A 17,945-nucleotide genomic window follows, 5' to 3' on the forward strand; every position below is an offset into this window, starting at 1 on the left:
ACTGGATCGTTACTTCAACCGCCACTGCTTGCGGGCGTTACCCGACAAAAGCTTGTCACGTTCCGAGACGCTGCAGCCGGCAAGCAGCGCATGTGTCGCCGCCACCCAGGTCGAGAGACCACCACCAAGCGTACAGACCGGCCAGTCGCTGCCCCAGACAACACGGTCCCAGCCGAATGAATTGATGGTGTGTTCGACGTAAGGCCGGAGTGTCTCGACCGTCCAACTGCCGGAGTCCGCATAGGCGACCACCCCGGAGACCTTGGCCATGACGTTCGGACGCCGCGCGATCTCGCTCATGTGTTCACGCCAGGGATGCTCAGCGTTGCCCTTGATGTCGGGGACACCGCAATGGTCGAGCACGAACTGGACATCGGGAGCCAGATCGGCGAGCGCCATCGCCTTGGGGACCTGATGCGGCAGTACGACGAGGTCGAAGGTCAGGCCGGTGCCGCCAAGCCGCTTAATGTTGTCACGGAACAATGCCCCTTCCGAAATATCGTCCGGCACGACGTGGAGGACACGGCGAAAGCCTTTGACGAAGGGATTTGCCCGCTGGCGTTCAAGATAGGCAGGGAAATCCGCCTCCTCGGGACGGCAAGATGCAATCGCCCCGGCGAGCATGCTGCCTGCTTGCCGCGACAGGCCCTCGACACGGGTGGTTTCCGCCTCGATGTCAGCCGGGTCGACATCCACCTCCATATGCAGCACGCAGCCGACGCCGACACGCTGGGCCTCCGTGGCGTATTCTTCATAGGAGAAATCGCGGTTCAGTGCCGGCTCGCCGGCAAGCCAGGGATAGCGCAGCACCGAGCGATCGATGAGATGCAAATGGGTGTCGATGATCATGGCGATGCTCCTCCGCTGGCTTTCTCAGATCATCTCACGGGGGAATTCTTCATTCAAATAAGAATTCATGCCGATGAACCGACGGCCGACCCGGCTAGGTGCGACAGCTTTTCGCAGGTTGCCAGCAACAACTCGATGGTCCGGGTGATATCGGGCGCGGACGGCGCGTTGACCACGGTGATGTAGGGGATCGACAGCGCCGCGATGGCCTTGCCGTCGGAACCGCGCACCGGGGCGGAGAGGTTGAAGACGCCTGCGGTCTGCATGGAAGCCATCATCTCGTAGCCGCGGTCGCGAATCTGGTCGAGACGGGCGAAGAACTCGGCCGGCTGCGCGGTCTTGTCGGTGCTACGGACATGCTCCGAGATCATCATCTGCCGCTCTTCCGGCGAACGGAAGGCGAGCAGGACGTGGCCTGAACCGGTATCGAACAGGCTAATGTGGGAGCCGACACGGATCGAAATCCCCCAGTAGTTCGGCGCCTCCTGCTGGCCGATCACGACAGCGGAACCGCGATCAAAAACAACGAGTTGGTTGGCTTGCTGCGAGGTCTCGGCCAACTCGCGCATCAGCGGCGTCGCATAGGAAACCAGCCGCCGCACCGGCGCGTGCAATTGTGCCAGGCCAAACAGCTTGAGCGTCAGCGAATAGCGGTCGCCGTCCAGTCGCGTGACGTAGCCACGCCGCACCAGCCGGTCCAGCATGCGATAAAATTCATTGGGGCTGCGGTCGAGTTTCTTGGCGATTTCCGCCTGCGTCAGGCCGCCATCGACGCCAGCCAGCAGTTCGAGGATGTCGAGCCCCTTGTCGAGCGCCGGCGCGCGGTAGCGCTCGTCTTCGCTGTCTTCCATGGCTCGTCCCTCCAGTGAATTCAGCTCTTCATATACGCAGGAACGTGGCTGGCGGAAACAAATTTCGCCTTGACGTATTCATGAATGTTTTGTTTGTATATGAATGTAGGACTTCTTGTCATCAGACGAGTTGCGGTCGCCGCTGAGGCGCACCAAGGGAGGATATCAATGAACAGACTGCTTTCCGGCGTGTCCGCCGGCGCATTGGCACTCGCATTTGGCGCGGGTGCTGCCCTTGCCGGCGACCTGCCCGGCAAGTTCGAAGGCGTGACCGTCGACGTAAAGCTGATCGGCGGCCAGCAATATGAAAAGCTCTACGAGCGCATCCCGGAGTGGGAGAAGGCGACCGGCGCCAAGGTCAATATCCTGACCAAGAAGAACGGCTTCGATATCGACAAGGAGCTCAAGTCCGACATCGCTTCGGGCAGCACCAACTGGTGCGTCGGCTGGAACCATTCCTCCTTCGCGCCGCAGTACACCGGCCTCTACACCGATCTCAGCAAGCTCCTGCCGAAGTCGGAGATCGACGGCTTCGTGCCGTCGACCATCAAGGCGGCAACCATCGACGGCAAGCTGGAAATGCTGCCGCGTGCGCAGTTCGACGTTTCGGCGCTCTACTACCAGAAGAGCCTGTACGAAAACGCCGACAACAAGACCAAGTTCAAGGCCAAATACGGCTACGACCTGGTGCCGCCGGACACCTGGAAGGAAGTCACCGACCAGGCCGAGTTCTTCGCCAACCCGCCCAATTTCTACGGCACCCAGTTCGCCGGCAAGGAAGAGGCGATCAACGGCCGCTTCTATGAAATGGTGGTCGCCGAGGGCGGCGAATATCTCGACAAGGACGGCAAGCCGGTCTTCAATTCCGAGGCCGGCATCCGGGCGCTCGACTGGTTCGTCAACCTTTACAAGGCCAAGGCCGTGCCGGCCGGAACCACCAACTACCTCTGGGACGATCTCGGCCAGGGCTTTGCTTCGGGCACCGTCGCCATCAATCTGGACTGGCCGGGCTGGGCCGGATTCTTCAACGATCCGAAGTCGTCGAAGGTCGCCGGCAATGTCGGCGTCAAGGTCGCGCCGAAGGGCTCCGCTGGCGTACGCACCGGCTGGTCGGGCTTCCATGGTTTCTCCGTGACCGAGAATTGCCCGAACAAGGAGGCAGCCGCGTCGCTCGTATGGTGGCTGACCAATGAGGACAGCCAGAAGCTCGAGGCCGCGGCCGGCCCGCTGCCGACGCGCACCGCGGTCTGGGACTGGGACCTGCAGCAGGCCGCGAACGATCCTTACAAGAAGGAGGTTCTGTCGGCTTTCCAGGAAGAAGCCAAGCACGCCTTTGCCGTGCCGCAGACGCCTGAGTGGATCGAGATCTCGAACGCCGTCTATCCCGAGTTGCAGGCCGCTATCCTCGGCGACAAGACCTCCAAGCAGGCACTGGATGAAGCCGCCGCCAAGGCGACGCAGATCCTGCAGGACGCCGGCAAACTCTAAGCATTGTTCTCAAGACCGCCTCCCCCACTGTGAATTGGGGGAGGCGATCGCGTCTTGCCGGTGCTGTCCATTCACCGGTCAGGCCCCGGCCCAAAATTGCATGCCAGATACCAAAGGACCCCGATGAAGGGCTTCAAGCCATCCGCACCATTCCTGCTGCTGCTTCCGGCGTTCATCGTGCTGGCGGCGGTCGTGGTGGTGCCGTTGCTTCTCTCGCTCTATTCCAGCTTCACGCCCTTCCGGCTGACCAAGCCCGAGACGTTTTTCGTCTTCATCGGCTTGCGGAACTATCTTTCGATCCTGGCCAATATCGATTTCTGGTGGGCGTTCGGGCGCACGGTTCTGCTGCTGACGATCGCGCTCAATCTTGAAATGCTGCTTGGCCTCGGCCTCGCCATGCTGGTCGAGAAGGCGACACGCGGCCAGCGCATCCTGCGCACGCTGATGATGTTTCCGATGATGTTCTCGCCGATCCTCGTCGGCTTCCAGTTCAAGTTCATGTTCAACGATAATATCGGTCTGGTGAACAACGCGCTGCAGTCGCTCGGCATCACCAGCGACGCCATCCCGTGGCTGATCGAAGGCCATCTCGCCTTCGTCGCAATTTCAGTCGCCGAGATCTGGTCGTCGACGGCGATCTTCGCCATCCTGATCCTGGCCGGGCTGCTCGCCATGCCCAAGGAACCGATCGAGGCGGCTCGCGTCGATGGCTGCACGCCGTGGCAGACATTCCGCTATGTGACGTGGCCGTTCGTCATGCCCTTCGCCTACATCGCCATGACCATCCGCTCGCTCGACGTGGCGCGCGCCTATGACATCGTCAAGATCATGACCGATGGCGGGCCGGCCGGCCGCACCGAACTGCTTTGGACGCTGGTGGCGCGCACCGCCTATAGCGACGGACGCATGGGAATGGCCAACGCGATGGCCTATTTCTCGATCCTGCTGTCGATCGCCTTCACAGTCTACTTCTTCAACAAGCTCGCCGCGGCGCGCACGCAGACCGGTGCCGAGTGGTGAAGATGGACGAGAATTCTTCCGCCCGCCTCAAGCGCCGACTGCTTGATATCGTCTATCGGATCGGCCTGTTTCTGGCGATGCTGACGATCTGCCTGCCCGGCCTCTGGATCGTTCTGTCGTCGCTGCGACCGACGGTCGAGATCATGGCGAAGCCGCCTGTATGGATCCCGCAGGACATTTCGTTCGATGCCTATGTCGCGATGTTCTCAGGCATCGGCAAGGGCGGCATTCCGGTCATCGAGTATTTCCGCAACTCGCTGATCATCTCGGTGACCTCGACGGTTATCGCGGTCGCCATCGGCATGGCCGGTGGCTATGCCTTCGCGCGCTACCGCTTCCGCGGCAAGTCGAGCGTCTTCCTCGGCCTGATGCTGACGCGCACGGTGCCGGGCATCGCGCTGTCGCTGCCACTGTTCTTCCTCTATGTGCGGCTCGGCATCATCGACACGCATTTCGGGCTGATCCTCGCCTATGTCGCACTCAACGTGCCGTTCACCATCTGGCTGATCGACGGCTTCTTCCGCCAGGTGCCGAAGGACCTCGCGGAAGCAGCGCAGATCGACGGCTGCACGCGCTGGCAGGCCTTCTGGCAGGTGGAATTCCCACTCGCCGGACCGGGCATTGGGTCGGCGGCGATCTTCGCCTTCCTGACCTGCTGGAACGAGTTCGCGCTGGCTTCCCAATTGACCCGCTCGGTGAGCGCCAAGACGCTGCCGGTCGGCCTGCTCGACTACACGGCCGAGTTCACCATCGACTGGCGCGGCATGTGCGCGCTCGCCGTTGTGATGATCATCCCGGCGCTCACCCTCACTTTCATCGTCCAGAAACACCTTGTCGGCGGCCTGACCTCCGGCGCGGTGAAAGGCTGATCCAATGGCAACGGTTTCCCTCAAAAAGCTGACCAAGCGCTACGGCAATATCCAGATCGTGCATGGCATCGACCTCGACATCACCGACCGCGAATTCATCGCGCTGGTCGGCCCGTCAGGCTGCGGCAAATCGACGACGCTGCGCATGATCGCCGGGCTGGAAGAGATCAGCGCCGGCTCGATCGAGATCGGCGGGCGCGTCGTCAACGACCTGCCGCCACGCTCGCGCAACATCTCGATGGTGTTCCAGTCCTATGCACTCTACCCGCATATGACGGTGCGCGAAAATCTCGGCTTCTCCCTGAAGATCGCCGGTGCCGCCAAGGAGGATATGGACCGCCGTGTCGCCGAGGCTTCAGCCATCCTCGGGCTCGATACTTTGCTCGACCGCCGCCCGTCGCAACTCTCCGGCGGGCAACGCCAGCGCGTCGCCATGGGCCGCGCCATCGTGCGCGACCCCGATGTCTTCCTGTTCGACGAGCCGCTTTCCAATCTCGATGCCAAGCTTCGCACGCAGATGCGCACCGAGATCAAGAAGCTGCATGCCAAGGTCCAATCGACGGTGGTCTACGTCACCCACGACCAGGTCGAGGCGATGACACTTGCCGACCGCATCGTCATCATGCGCGACGGCTACATCGAACAGGTCGGCACACCAGACGAGGTTTTCCGGCGCCCGGCGACACGCTTCGTCGCCGGCTTCATCGGCTCGCCGCCTATGAACCTGCATGAGGCCACGATAGACGACGGCCAGCTGGCTTTCGCCAGCGGCGCCAAGCTGCCGCTGCCCAGCCAGTTCAAGGCCAATGTCGCCATCGGCGACAAGGTCGTGTTCGGGCTGCGACCCGACGACATCTACCCGACCGGCCATGGCATCAGTTCGGGAAGTTCCGCCGACGTGCACCAGATCGAATTGCCGATCACCGTCACCGAACCGCTCGGCAACGAGACGCTGGTGTTCGTCGAGTTCAACGGCAGCGATTGGGTCTCGCGCATGCTGAACCCCCGCCCGCTGCGATCCGGCGAGCGCGTCGCCATGAGCCTCGACCTGTCGCAGGCGCATCTGTTTGCCACCGAGACCGGAAAGACATTGCGGAGCTGACCGACATGGCAAGGATCGAGAAAATCGAGCTGCGGATGGTGGACCTTGTGCCAAAGGTCAAGCGCACAGACGCCATCCAGAGCTTCGTCAGCCAGGAAACGCCTATCGTGACGCTCACCGATTCCGACGGCGCGGTCGGCACCGGTTACAGCTACACGATCGGCACCGGCGGTTCGTCGGTGATGCGGCTCTTGTCCGACCACCTGGTGCCGCGCCTGATCGGGCGCGATCCTGATATGATCGAGGCGATCTGGCACGATCTCGAATTCGCCACCCACGCCACCACGATCGGTGCGATCACCGCGATCGCCATCGCGGCGATTGACACCGCACTATGGGACCTCAGGGCGAAGAAACAGAACCTGCCGCTGTGGAAGCTCGCCGGCGGCGCCAAGGACCGCTGCCCGCTCTACACGACCGAAGGCGGCTGGCTGCATATCGATACGCAGGCGCTGGTCGACGATGCGCTGGCCGCCAAGGCGAAGGGATTTCGCGGCTCGAAGGTGAAGATCGGCAGGCCGCATGGGTCTGAGGATCTCGCGCGCCTGTCGGCGGTGCGAAAGGCGGTCGGCGACGGCTACGAGATCATGACCGACGCCAATCAGGGCTTCTCGGTGGACGAGGCGATCCGGCGTGCGGCGAGGTTGCGCGAGCTCGATCTCGCATGGATCGAGGAGCCGCTGCCGGCCGACGACATCGACGGACATATCAGGTTGTCGAGCTCGACGCCGACGCCGATCGCGGTTGGCGAATCGCTCTATTCCATGCGCCACTTCCGCGAATACATGCAGAAAGGCGCCTGCTCGGTCGTGCAGGTCGATGTCGGCCGCATCGGCGGCATCACCCCCTGGCTCAAGATCGCCCATGCGGCGGAGGCCTTCGACATTCCGGTTTGCCCGCATTTCCTGATGGAATTGCATGTCAGCCTGACCTGTGCTGTTCAGAACGGCAGGTATGTCGAGTACATTCCGCAACTCGACCAGTTGACCGGCAGGCACATGCGCATCGAGGATGGGCATGCGCTGGCGCCCGACGAGCCCGGTATCGGCATCGATTGGGACTGGGACGCGGTCGAGGCCATGAGCATCGCCGAATTCACCACGGCGATCACGAAATAGGGGAACGAACATGCAGCGGATGGGAATGGTTCTGGGGCTGAAGCCGGAAAAGGTCGAGGAATATGTCCGCCTCCATGCCGCCGTCTGGCCGGATGTGCTGACCATGATCTCGGCCTGCAACATCAAGAATTATTCGATCTACCTGAAGCGGCCGGAGAACCTGTTGTTTTCCTATTACGAATATCACGGCACCGACTACGCGGCCGATATGGCCAAGATGGCGGCCGACCCGAAGACGCAGGAATGGTGGTCCGTCTGCGTGCCCTGCCAAGAGCCGCTTGCAACCCGCAAGGAAGGTGAGTGGTGGGCTTCGATGGACGAAGTCTTCCACCATGACTGAGGCCGGTTTCGACCCCGCCTCGCTCATCCAGTCCTGGCCAAAACCCTCAAAACCCCGACCGATCGTCACCTTCGGTGCCGGATCTATCGTCGGCGACGCGCATTTTCCGGCCTACCGGAAGGCGGAATTTCCGATCGCAGGCCTCTACGATCCGGACCAGGCCAAGGCGCAGGCCCTGGCCGATAGATGGAGCGTGACGGCGTTCCGCTCGGTGGAAGAGGCCGCTGAAGTGAAGGACGCGATCTTCGATCTGGCAACGCCACCGGGGCGGCACGCCGAGATCCTGAAGGTCCTGCCCGACGGTGCGTTCGCGCTGATCCAGAAGCCGATGGGCAACTATCTCGGCGAGGCAACCGAAATCCTCGAGATATGTCGCGCCAAGAACCTCAAAGCGGCCGTGAATTTCCAGTTGCGCTTCGCGCCGATGATGCTGGCGCTGAAGGACGCGATCGCCAAGGGCTGGCTCGGCGAGGTCGTCGACTTCGACGCCTGGCTGGCGCTGGCGACGCCGTGGCAATTGTGGGAATTCCTGCTCAAGGCGCCGCGCGTCGAGATCGCCATGCATTCGATCCATTATCTCGATCTGATCCGGCAATTGCTCGGCGACCCCAGGGGCGTCCACGCCAAGACACTCGGCCATCCCAACCACAAGGTGGCGCAGACGCGCACCAGCGCCATTCTCGACTATGGCGACACGGTGCGTTGCGCGCTGTCGATCAATCACGACCACAAGTTCGGGCGCCGGCACCAGGCCTGCGAGTTCCGCATCTGCGGCACGGAAGGTGCCGCTTATCTCAAGCTCGGCCTCAACCTCGACTATCCCCGTGGCGAACCGGACATTCTGGAGATCTATCCGAAAGGCGGGACCGATTGGATAGCCGTGCCTTTGGCCGGCGAATGGTTTCCCGACGCCTTTGTCGGGCGCATGGCCAATGTCCAGCGCTTTGCTTGCGGAGAGGACGACAAGCTGGTCAGTTCGGTCGAAGACGCCTGGACCACCATGGCGCTGGTGGAAGCCGCCTATAAATCGAGCGAGGCGCCGGCGACGCCGCTGGCCGAAAAGCCGTAAGGCAGGACATGGAACAGATCACCTATTTCGAAGACTACGAGATCGGCTCGACGCGGCTGACCAGCGGCCGCACGATCACCGAGACCGACTTCATCGTCCATGCCGGACACACCGGCGATTTCTTCCCGCACCACATGGACGCCGAGTTCATGAAGACGACGCCGTTCGGCCAGCGCATCGCGCATGGCACGCTGGTGTTGTCGGTCGGCATCGGGCTGACGGCGAACGTGATCAACCCTGTCGCCTTTTCCTATGGCTATGACCGGCTGCGCTTCATCAAGCCGGTGTTCATCGGCGACACGATCCGCACGCGCACCACCATCGCGGCCAAGGAGGACGACCCCAAGCGGCCCACCTCGGGGCGGGTGATCGAGCGCTGCGAGGTAATCAACCAGCGTGGCGAGGTGGTGCTGGCGGCCGACCACATCTACATCGTCGAACGCAAGCCGGTGCAGAGCTGAAAAACAGCGTGGTTCTTACGAACCGGTCGCGCGGTGAGGCGCTTGAGCCGCGAGCAGCAGGACCATCCTGACTATGATTTTCGCGACAGGCCGCCGCCCTCTATCGCATTGACGAGCGTGTCGCTTCCTTCGCGCAGATGCTGCCGCAGAATGCTCACAGCCTTCTTGCCGTCGCGCCGGCGGCAGGCGGCCAGCAGGTCGCGATGTTCCGCCTGCGAGCGGGCGCGATGGTCGAGGTTGGACAAGAGGATGCGGACTTAGCGATCGGCCGCGTTGTGATGCGCCTCGATCAGGCCGAGCAGACGCTGATTGCCGCAGGCAGCGTAGAGCGACAGGTGAAAGGTTCGGTTCAGCGCACCCCAGCGGCCGACATTGCGCTCCGCGTCGATCTGCTCGAGCACCTGTTCGGCCACATCGAGATTGCCGTCCAACAAAGCCGGAATGGAGAGGCGGAGCGCTTCGCATTCGAGCAATTCGCGCACCGCGTAGATTTCGCTGATCTCGGCTCCATCCATGCGTGCGACATGCGCACCCTTCGTCGGATGGATCGAGACAATGCCCGCCGCCTCCAATTGGCGAAGCGCGTCACGAATAGGCATGCGGCTGAAGCCGAACTGTTCGGCCAGTTCGTCCTGGCGCAAAGCGGTGCCGGCCTTGAGTGTGCCGCTGGCAATGGCTTCGCGCAGCACGTTGGCGATCTGCTCCGCCACCGTCTGCGGCCTCTCGATCAGGCTTTCCGCAAATTCACGCAATCGATGCTCCCTGAGACGCGAACTCCAGCGTATTGGAAAACCGCTGAACTGGATATGAGTATCCTCGTGTACGAACTGCCAGGCGCGCCGCAGATTGGTCAGCGTTGATAGCGAGATGCCCCGCGCCAATGGTCTCTGTCGAATATCTTTGCAGGGCTCTGCCCAGCGGAGGCGCGGCGCCTATGCAGCCGTGGCCGGCCGATCCTTGAACAGGACCGGATCAGCAACAGCCGGCTGCGCATACCGTATGCGCAGGCGCAGAAATGGCGCTTCGATGCAGGTGTAGCTGAGATAGCCGATCGGGATCGTCGCCAGGAAACACAGCAAGGACCAGAGGCACGCAATGTAGAAATTGCTCATGCCCATGATGTTCGTGTTTATGAACGCCGCCACTTGCATGACGAAGAACAGGTGCAGGAGGTAGATCGAATAGCTGTAGGCCCCAGCCTTCTCCAGGATCTTGAACGGCAAGCCTGATCGCTTCCTTGGAAAACTGGTGTCGTAATAGGCGATCCCAAATGAATAGGCCGCCGCCTCCACCGTTGGCAGGATGATCCATATCCAATGTGGCGAGGGGTAGCGCTCTAGCTGGTAGAATCCCCCGGCGGCATCGAACCACCCGAAGAACCCCGAAAAGGCCAGCAGTACGGCCAGCGCCAGCCAGTGCCGGTCCTTCGCATAGGCGCGAAGATGGAAGGCAAGGATACCAGCGAGGAACTGATCGGCATGGCCAATGATGGTCCAGGCCCCCGCCGACTGTACCTCGCCGAACTGCACGTAGAGCGCCCACCTCAGCAAGATGGCTGCAGCGATGAAAAGCAAAGGGGCGAACAGGAAGCGTCTGGACGCCATCAGCAGGAACGGCAGCAGGATGTAGAAGTGAGCTTCCACGGTTATCGACCAACCGCCGTTCGGGAGGGTGGGAAAGATCACCCCCTTCCCGACGTCGGTGAAATAGCCGCCCAGGGGTTGGCCTGCCATAGATACGCGGCAAGCCTCGACGGCTATCACGGCCAGCAGGAGCGGAAGCAACCTCAGCGCCCGGTTGGCGAAGAAGGGCAGATAGCTGACCTGTTTCCCATCAAGAAGCTTGGCGAACAGGTAGCCGGAGAGCGCCATGAACAATGAAACGCCGGTGAACCCCTCATCCAGCAGGCTGAAAATGGGCACGGCAGGCACGAAATCATAGGGCACCGGCCCCTCGGGAGACTGATGGAGGAAATGCCAGGTGAAGACCAGGAAAGCCGCAAGGCCCCGAACATGGTCCAGCGCCGGATAGTGTTCTCCAGTCGAAGATCTCATGATTCAGACCAGGCGTCCGGGCGTTCAACGATCATCGCCATGTCGCTCATCCAATGCCCGCAACCGTGGCAGCAGAGCGAGGGGCCGCTTGCCGATGCCTAGTTTGTCTGCCTCTCGTTAATTTAAACTTCCATCAGATGGAGAAAATTGATGTCCGGCGCGGCCAGCCGCAATCGCCGGAAACCGCGCGGGATGTGCCGGGACGCAGCCGTGTCGATCAATCGACCTCCACGGCTACCACCGCCGCGCAGTCCCCGGCCTTGACCAGGCCGGGAAAATGCCGCGCCGCCAGCATGCCCGACATTTTCGCCCGGATATCCTGCGGAGCAACGCCGGTGCGGCCGGTGGAATGGATACGCGCCAGAACCACGCCCGCTTCGACGGGCTCGCCGAGATCGACCATGGTTTCGATCATGCCGTCGTCCTCGGCGAAGCAGAAGCAATCTCCCGAGGGCATGTCCAGCCACTGGGTTTTGCCGGTCTCGACCGCCCCGGCGACGATACCGGCATGACGCAACACGTTGAGGATGCCGCGCCGGGCGATCCGCACCGTCTCGGCTCGCGAAGTGCCGCCGCCGCCGAGCTCGGTAGTGACGAAGACCTTGCCCATTTCTTCGGCCGCCGTGTCATACATGCCGATTGCGTCGATTTCGGTCATGCGCATCGAGAACGGTGCCGAGAATGCCGCCACCGCGGCAAAGGCTTTCTGCTCCAGCGCCTTGTCGGGCAAGGTATGGGCGGCGCAGAACGGCACGAAATCCAGCGTTTTGCCACCGGAATGGAAGTCGAAGACGATGTCGGCGCGGGGAAGCAGCTCGCGTTGGAAATAATCGGCGATCTTCTGCGTCACCGTGCCGTCGGGCCGGCCGGGAAAGCTGCGGTTCATGTTGCCCTTGTCGATCGGCGAGGTGCGCGTGCCGGCCCGAAAGGCCGGATAGTTCATCGCCGGCACGATGATCACCGTGCCGCTGACCTGGTCGGGATCGAGCGTCCTGGCGAGTTCGTAGAGCGCCAGCGGCCCTTCATACTCGTCGCCATGATTGCCGCCGGTCAGCAGCGCCGTCGGCCCCTTGCCGTTGCGGATGACGCAGATCGGGATCATCACCGAGCCCCAGGCCGAGTCGTCGCGGCTATGGGGCAGGCGCAGGAAACCATGTTGGACGCCGCCGCGATCGAAATCGACGGTCGGCGCAATGGGCGACGGGCGAAGACTGGACATCGGGCTCAATCCTTCACCACCAGCTTGCGCGGCACATTGGCCAGGCACTCCACACCGGTTTCGGTGATCAGGATGGACTCGGTGATCTCCAGTCCCATTGTCTCCAGCCAGAGACCGGTCATGAAATGGAAAGTCATGCCAGGCTTGAGCTCGGTGCGATCGCCGGGACGCAGGCTCATCGTGCGTTCGCCCCAGTCCGGCGGATAGGAAATACCGATCGGATAACCGGTGCGGTTGTCCTTGACGATGCCGTATTTCTTCAGGACGGCAAAGAAGGCGTTGGCGATATCCTCGCATGTGTTGCCCGGCCTGGCGGCGGCAAGACCTGCTTCCATGCCTTCCAGCGTCGCCTTCTCGGCATCGAGGAAATCCTGCGTTGGTTTGCCGAGAAAGACGGTGCGCGACAGCGGGCAATGGTACCTGTTGTAGCAGCCGGCGATCTCGAAGAACGTGCCCTCGCCCCGCTTCATCGGCTTGTCGTCCCAGGTCAGATGCGGCGCCGAGGCGTCCGCGCCCGACGGCAGCAGCGGAACGATCGCGGGATAATCGCCGCCGATGCCGTCGACGCCGCGCGTGCCGGCATCGTAGATCTCGGCGACCAGATCGCATTTGCGCATGCCGACCTCGATCTTGTCGACGATGCGCTGGTGCATCGCCTCGACGATGCGGGCGGCCTTGCGCATATAGTCGATTTCGGTCGGGCTCTTCACCGCGCGCTGCCAGTTGACCAGCGCGGTGGCATCGACGAAGCGGGCGTTGGGCAGATGTTTCTGTAAAGAGGCGAAGGCGGCGGCGGAGAACCAGTAATTGTCCATCTCGACGCCGACGGTGAGCTTGCCCCAGCCGCGATCGGTCAGCACGCCGGACAGGAAGTCCATCGGATGGCGCTCGGTCGACTGCACATAATGGTCGGCGTAGCCGACGATGTTGTCATGGGCGAGATAGGCGGTACGCTTGGCGCCGTTGGCGTCCTGGCCACGGCCATACCAGACCGGCTCGCCCGACGGCGGCACGATGACCGCCTGGTGGACGTAAAACGACCAACCATCATAGCCGGTCAGCCAGGCCATGTTGGAGGGATCGCTGACGATCAAAAGATCGACGCCCTTCGCCTCCATGGCTTTCCGCGTCTTGGCGAGGCGTTCCGCATATTCGCTTCGCGAGAATTTCAGGTTCGGCTGCATAGTGTTGGTCCTCGTTTTTTGGGGCTGGAGCCCGTTTCAACTTTGTTGAATCTGGCTCCAGGTAATTCTTTTTTTCGGAGCATGATCTGCCGGGAAAACCGGTCGCCACTTTTTCCGGATCATGCTCCTGCGGCTGGGATCAGCTTTCAAAAACCGTTCCGGCTTTCGCGGCCAGCGCACGGTCGCGGGCGAACGTGGCGATCGCCGTATCCTGCACGCCGGTGCCGGTAAGATCGGCGATGGTGATGTCGCTGGCCGAGCGCCGGCCATGCTTCGCGCCGGCGATGATCTGGCCGAGCTCGGTCACATCAGTGTCAGCGGCCATCACGCCTGCCGCGATGGCATGGTGCAATTCACCCAGCCGCCGCGTCTGCTTCGCGCTGTCGGCGACATAGAGATCAGCCATGCGCAGGATCGCCGGCGCGATCTCGTTCTTGTGCTCGGCGTCGGAACCCATGGCGGTGATATGCTGGCCGGCCGAGACAAATCCGGCTTTGATCAGCGGTTCGGTCGACGGCGTGGTGGTGACGATGATGTCGGCGCCGGCAACGGCGTTGGCCGCATCGGGTTCGGCACGCACGTCGATGCCGAGCCTTTCGCGCAAGGTAGCCGCGGCGGTCTCCGCCTTGGCGGCATCGCGCGCCCAGATGCGCGCCTGCCTGATCGGCCGCACCAGCATCAGCGCTTCCAGTTGCAGCCCTGCCTGGACCCCAGCGCCGAAGATCGCGGCGACGGATGAGTCCGGCCGTGACAGGTGTTTGGCCGCGACTGCTCCCGCAGCAGCGGTACGGACGTCGGTGAGATAGCCGTTGTCGAGCAGCAAGGCTTCGACCAGGCCGGTTCTGGCTGACAAAAGCACCATCATGCCGTTTACGCTGGGCAGGCCGAGCTTGGGATTGTCGAAGAAGCCGGGGCTGATCTTGATGGCGAAGCCATCGATCCCAGGCACATAGGCGGTCTTCACATCAACCTCGCCGCGATGCTGCGGAATATCGAGCCGCAGGATCGGCGGCATCGCCACGGGCACCGTGGCAAGCGCGCGAAAGGCATTCTCGACACAGGCGACGGCATCGAGATCGAGCGTCACGATGGTGCGCAGTTCAGCTTCAGTGAGGATAGTCATCCTGCTCATGCGGCGCGCTCCGAAATCGATGGTATCTCCCCGCTGACGATCTTCCTGTGCAGTTCCATGTCGATGTTGCGGCCGGAAAGCAGAACCATGACCGGCCCCTCCGCCTTGACTTTGCCAGCGAGCAGCGCCGCGATGCCTACCGCGCCTGCTCCTTCGACGATCTCGCGTTCCTGTTCATAGCCATGGCGAATGCCGGCGGCGATCTCGTCCTCACTGAGCAGAACGACATCATCGAGCAAGTCGCGGCACATGGCGAAGGTCAGCCGGTTGTCGAGGCCGATGCCGCCACCGAGCGAATCCGCCAGCGTCGGCAGTTCCTCGACCAGCACGGGGTGGCCGGCATCGAGGCTCGCTTTCATCGCGGCGCCGCGCGCCATCGAGATGCCGACGACTTTTGCCCCGGGACGAACGCCCTTAATGGCGGCGGCGACACCGGAAGCCAAGCCACCTCCGGAGAGTTGCACCAGCACCAGAGCGGCATCCGGGACCTGCTCCATCATCTCCAGCCCGAGCGTGCCTTGCCCGGCGATGATCGCGGGATGGTCGAAGGGTGGCAGCATGACAAGCCCTTCCTCCGCCACCAGCTGCTCGACCTCCTGCTGGGCATCGTCCTGGCTGTTGCCGACAATACGGATTTCCGCGCCGAGGCGGCGGATTTCGTCGAGCTTATTCTGGGGTACCAAACGCGACATGCAGATAACCGCACGCATACGCTCGAGCTTTGCCGCATGGGCGAGCGCGCGGCCATGGTTGCCGGTCGATGCCGCGATGACGCCGCGCGCCTTCTCCTCGGCATCCAGCGAAGCGACGGCGTTCGAAGCACCGCGCAATTTGAAGCTGCCGGTGGTCTGGCGGTGCTCGAGCTTGAGATGGACCGGCACGCCCAGCCGCTCGGAGAGACTCGCCGAAAGCACGACCGAAGTGCGCTCGACCTTGCCTGCAATTCGCTCACGTGCGGCGCGGATATCGCCAAGGGTTACTGTCGCCATGATCGTCAGTCGCGCGGCAGGGGCAGCGTCATCAGACGGCCGAATTCGGGATGGGCTGTCTCGTCACCGCAAAGGCGCAGACAGTTCCAGGCGGTCGCCTGGTTGCTGGTCACCACCGGGCGGCCGATCGCCTCTTCCATGCCGGTGACAGCGAGTGCGCCGCGCAGTGCCGTGCAGGACACGAACAGCGCATCGGCCTGCGGGTGCATCGCCTGGCGCGCGAGATCGACAAGCGCTGCCGGAGCAATGCGCGCCATCTCGCGATCGTCCTCGAAGCCGAGGCAGCTAAAGCTTAGGATTTCGAAGCCACGTTCGGCGAAATAGGTCGCCATCGGCCTGGAGGTTTCCATGGTATAGGGCGTGAGAATGCTGATCCTGCGGACGCCGAACGCGTTCAGCGCGCGCACGCCGGCCATTGTTGGCGTGACGACGGGCACGCCTGGTTTGGCGGCCTGGATCGCAGCCTCGACCTCTCCATCGCCAATCACCACCGAGGCCGACGTGCAGGAATAGCAGATGGCGTCGAGCGGCTCGTCCGGCAGGATCAAGGCCGCGCCCGCCGTCAACGCCGGCTGCATCTTGCGCAGGTTCTCAGGCGTCGTCGGATTGGCATAGGGGATGCGCGCGACATAGACGCCGATCCGTTCGCTCGCCACCATGCGGCGAAAATCCGGCTCGGTGGTATGGTCGGTGGCCAGGATGATGAGGCCGACGCGCCGCTCCAGCGGACGCTCATCGAGCGCTGGCCGGTTGGGCACAAGCTTGATCTCGGGCAAGGGCTTCATCTTTTATCTTTCGATCTTGCCATAGCGACGTTCCAGCCAGCGCAGCAGCACGACCGAAATCAGGCTGATGGCGAGGAAGAAGGCACCGACCAACGTGATTGGCTCGAGGTAGCGATAGTAGGTGTTGGCGACGCTTTTTGCCTGGTTCATCAGTTCCAGAACGGTGATCGCCGAGAGCAGCGGCGTCTCCTTGAACATGGCGATGAAGTAGTTGGCCAATGCCGGGATCATCGGCGGAATGGCCTGCGGGATGATGATATGCGTCCAGGTCTGCCGGGCGCTGAGATTGCAGGCCTTGGCGGCTTCCCACTGGCCACGCGGTACATTGTCGATGCCGGCGCGGTAGACCTCCGCCGTGTAGGTGCCGTAGTGCAGGCCGAGCCCGATGACGCCGGCGACCAGGGGCGGCAGCAGGATGCCGATGTCGGGCAGCACATAGAAGATGAAATAGAGCTGCACCAGGAGCGGTGTGCCGCGGATGAATTCGGCCACCCAACCGACGGTACGCGACACCGCTTTGTTGGGCGAGCGGCGCGCCAGCGCGATGCCCAAGCCGACGATTGCCGCCAGCACCGAGCCGAGCAGCGTCGCCAGGATGGTGATCTTCACCCCCTGGATCAGGGTCGGCAGGATCTGCCGGACAAAATCCCAATCCCAATCCATCAGCGAACCCAATTCATCAGGAATGCTCCGGCCATCAGACCCGCACCCCGTCGAGGCCGCGCGCCATGCGGCGTTCCAGCGAGCGCACACCCCACGAGATGAGCAGCGCCAGGATGAAATAGATGAGAAGAATGGTGGTGAACGGCACCATGGTGTTGCCCGTCTGGGCGCGCACCACCTGTGCCTGGAAAGTGAGGTCGGCAAGCGAGATCAGCGAGACGACCGATGTCGCCTTGAGCAGCTCGATGGCATTGTTGCCGAAGGTCGGCAGCATCACCAGAAACGCCTGCGGCAGGATGACATGGCGCATGCCTTGCCAGCGGCCCAGATTGAGCGCGATGCAGGCCTCATGCTGTTCGCGGCCGATCGATTGCACGGCGCCGCGCACCACCTCTGCGGCATAGGCTCCGACATTCAAGCCCAGCGCCAATACGCCGGCCTGCAACGGGGTCAGTTCGAGACCCAGCAGGGGCAACACGAAATAGGCGAAGAACAGCTGCACGAAGATCGATGTGCCGCGGAAGAATTCGATATAGGCCGTCGCCAGGGCCCGCAGCGCGAAGAAGCGCGACAGGCGCCCCAAGCCGGCGAGAAAGGCCATGATCAGGGCCAGCACCGACCCCATCAGCGTCAGCTCGATGGTGACAAGCGCTCCCTGCAATATCAGGCCGAAATAGCCGGACCACTGGGTCATTGAGGTTCCAACGTTTGTAGTACTAGGGTCCTTCTTCCCGTTTACGGGGAGAAGATTG

General features: G+C 62.6%; 18 protein-coding genes and 1 pseudogene. 8 read left to right on the forward strand and 11 right to left on the reverse strand.

Annotation, left to right across the window (positions count from 1 at the left end; all coding sequences use genetic code 11):
* Positions 1-9: 9 nt before the first annotated feature.
* Both FJ941_RS11995 and FJ941_RS12000 read right to left on the reverse strand, forming a co-directional pair.
* Positions 10-849, reverse strand: a complete 840-nt coding sequence (locus FJ941_RS11995; protein WP_140505739.1) for an amidohydrolase — start codon at positions 847-849, stop codon at positions 10-12.
* Between the two features lie 65 nt (positions 850-914).
* Positions 915-1,700 carry an IclR family transcriptional regulator gene (locus FJ941_RS12000; protein WP_140505741.1) on the reverse strand — a complete coding sequence of 262 codons (786 nt, stop codon included), beginning with the start codon at positions 1,698-1,700 and terminating at the stop codon, positions 915-917.
* 168 nt (positions 1,701-1,868) lie between these two features.
* On the opposite strand from FJ941_RS12000, the gene FJ941_RS12005 reads away from it, so the two are divergent.
* The 8 genes from FJ941_RS12005 (at position 1,869) to FJ941_RS12040 (ending at position 9,167) form a co-directional block, all read left to right on the forward strand.
* Complete coding sequence (locus tag FJ941_RS12005) at positions 1,869-3,188, forward strand: sugar ABC transporter substrate-binding protein (RefSeq protein WP_140505742.1); 1,320 nt, start codon at positions 1,869-1,871, stop codon at positions 3,186-3,188.
* 123 nt (positions 3,189-3,311) lie between these two features.
* Positions 3,312-4,208 (forward strand): sugar ABC transporter permease, encoded by an 897-nt coding sequence (locus tag FJ941_RS12010; protein ID WP_140505744.1) that lies wholly within the window; start codon positions 3,312-3,314, stop codon positions 4,206-4,208.
* Positions 4,209-4,210: 2 nt separating this feature from the next.
* Positions 4,211-5,077 (forward strand): carbohydrate ABC transporter permease, encoded by an 867-nt coding sequence (locus FJ941_RS12015; protein ID WP_140505746.1) that lies wholly within the window; start codon positions 4,211-4,213, stop codon positions 5,075-5,077.
* Positions 5,078-5,081: 4 nt separating this feature from the next.
* Positions 5,082-6,179: a sn-glycerol-3-phosphate ABC transporter ATP-binding protein UgpC gene (ugpC, locus tag FJ941_RS12020; protein WP_140505748.1), complete on the forward strand. Its 1,098-nt coding sequence runs from the start codon at positions 5,082-5,084 to the stop codon at positions 6,177-6,179.
* A gap of 5 nt (positions 6,180-6,184) precedes the next feature.
* Positions 6,185-7,297, forward strand: coding sequence for a mandelate racemase/muconate lactonizing enzyme family protein (locus tag FJ941_RS12025; RefSeq protein WP_140505750.1), 1,113 nt, complete (start codon positions 6,185-6,187; stop codon positions 7,295-7,297).
* Positions 7,298-7,307: 10 nt separating this feature from the next.
* The gene (locus FJ941_RS12030) at positions 7,308-7,637 is read left to right on the forward strand and encodes an L-rhamnose mutarotase (protein WP_027145216.1); all 330 of its coding nucleotides are present in this window, start codon (positions 7,308-7,310) and stop codon (positions 7,635-7,637) included.
* Complete coding sequence (locus tag FJ941_RS12035; protein WP_140505752.1) at positions 7,630-8,706, forward strand: Gfo/Idh/MocA family oxidoreductase; 1,077 nt, start codon at positions 7,630-7,632, stop codon at positions 8,704-8,706. The genes FJ941_RS12030 and FJ941_RS12035 overlap by 8 nt, the downstream gene beginning before the upstream one ends.
* A gap of 8 nt (positions 8,707-8,714) precedes the next feature.
* Positions 8,715-9,167 (forward strand): MaoC/PaaZ C-terminal domain-containing protein, encoded by a 453-nt coding sequence (locus FJ941_RS12040; RefSeq protein WP_140505753.1) that lies wholly within the window; start codon positions 8,715-8,717, stop codon positions 9,165-9,167.
* Between the two features lie 71 nt (positions 9,168-9,238).
* On the opposite strand, the pseudogene FJ941_RS12045 reads toward FJ941_RS12040, so the two are convergent.
* The 9 genes and pseudogenes from FJ941_RS12045 to ehuC form a co-directional block, all read right to left on the reverse strand.
* Positions 9,239-9,877 (reverse strand): annotated as a pseudogene (locus FJ941_RS12045) (GntR family transcriptional regulator).
* Positions 9,878-10,099: 222 nt separating this feature from the next.
* Positions 10,100-11,221 carry an acyltransferase gene (locus FJ941_RS12050; RefSeq protein WP_140505754.1) on the reverse strand — a complete coding sequence of 374 codons (1,122 nt, stop codon included), beginning with the start codon at positions 11,219-11,221 and terminating at the stop codon, positions 10,100-10,102.
* A gap of 217 nt (positions 11,222-11,438) precedes the next feature.
* Positions 11,439-12,440, reverse strand: coding sequence for a N(2)-acetyl-L-2,4-diaminobutanoate deacetylase DoeB (gene doeB / locus FJ941_RS12055; RefSeq protein ID WP_140505756.1), 1,002 nt, complete (start codon positions 12,438-12,440; stop codon positions 11,439-11,441).
* Positions 12,441-12,445: 5 nt separating this feature from the next.
* Positions 12,446-13,624: an ectoine hydrolase DoeA gene (doeA, locus tag FJ941_RS12060; protein WP_140505758.1), complete on the reverse strand. Its 1,179-nt coding sequence runs from the start codon at positions 13,622-13,624 to the stop codon at positions 12,446-12,448.
* Between the two features lie 139 nt (positions 13,625-13,763).
* Complete coding sequence (gene eutC / locus FJ941_RS12065) at positions 13,764-14,756, reverse strand: ectoine utilization protein EutC (protein ID WP_140505760.1); 993 nt, start codon at positions 14,754-14,756, stop codon at positions 13,764-13,766.
* Entirely contained in the window at positions 14,753-15,745 is a 993-nt protein-coding gene (eutB, locus tag FJ941_RS12070) for a hydroxyectoine utilization dehydratase EutB (protein ID WP_140505762.1), read from the reverse strand. Before eutB ends, eutC begins: the two co-directional genes overlap by 4 nt.
* 5 nt (positions 15,746-15,750) lie before the next feature.
* Positions 15,751-16,530, reverse strand: a complete 780-nt coding sequence (gene eutA / locus FJ941_RS12075) for an ectoine utilization protein EutA (protein ID WP_140505764.1) — start codon at positions 16,528-16,530, stop codon at positions 15,751-15,753.
* Positions 16,531-16,533: 3 nt separating this feature from the next.
* Positions 16,534-17,193: an ectoine/hydroxyectoine ABC transporter permease subunit EhuD gene (gene ehuD, locus FJ941_RS12080; protein WP_140505765.1), complete on the reverse strand. Its 660-nt coding sequence runs from the start codon at positions 17,191-17,193 to the stop codon at positions 16,534-16,536.
* 34 nt (positions 17,194-17,227) lie between these two features.
* Complete coding sequence (gene ehuC, locus FJ941_RS12085; protein WP_027145207.1) at positions 17,228-17,887, reverse strand: ectoine/hydroxyectoine ABC transporter permease subunit EhuC; 660 nt, start codon at positions 17,885-17,887, stop codon at positions 17,228-17,230.
* Positions 17,888-17,945 lie beyond the last annotated feature (58 nt).

Origin of the sequence: Mesorhizobium sp. B2-3-13, assembly GCF_006442195.1 — a bacterium.
In the GTDB taxonomy this organism is placed as follows: domain Bacteria; phylum Pseudomonadota; class Alphaproteobacteria; order Rhizobiales; family Rhizobiaceae; genus Mesorhizobium; species Mesorhizobium salmacidum.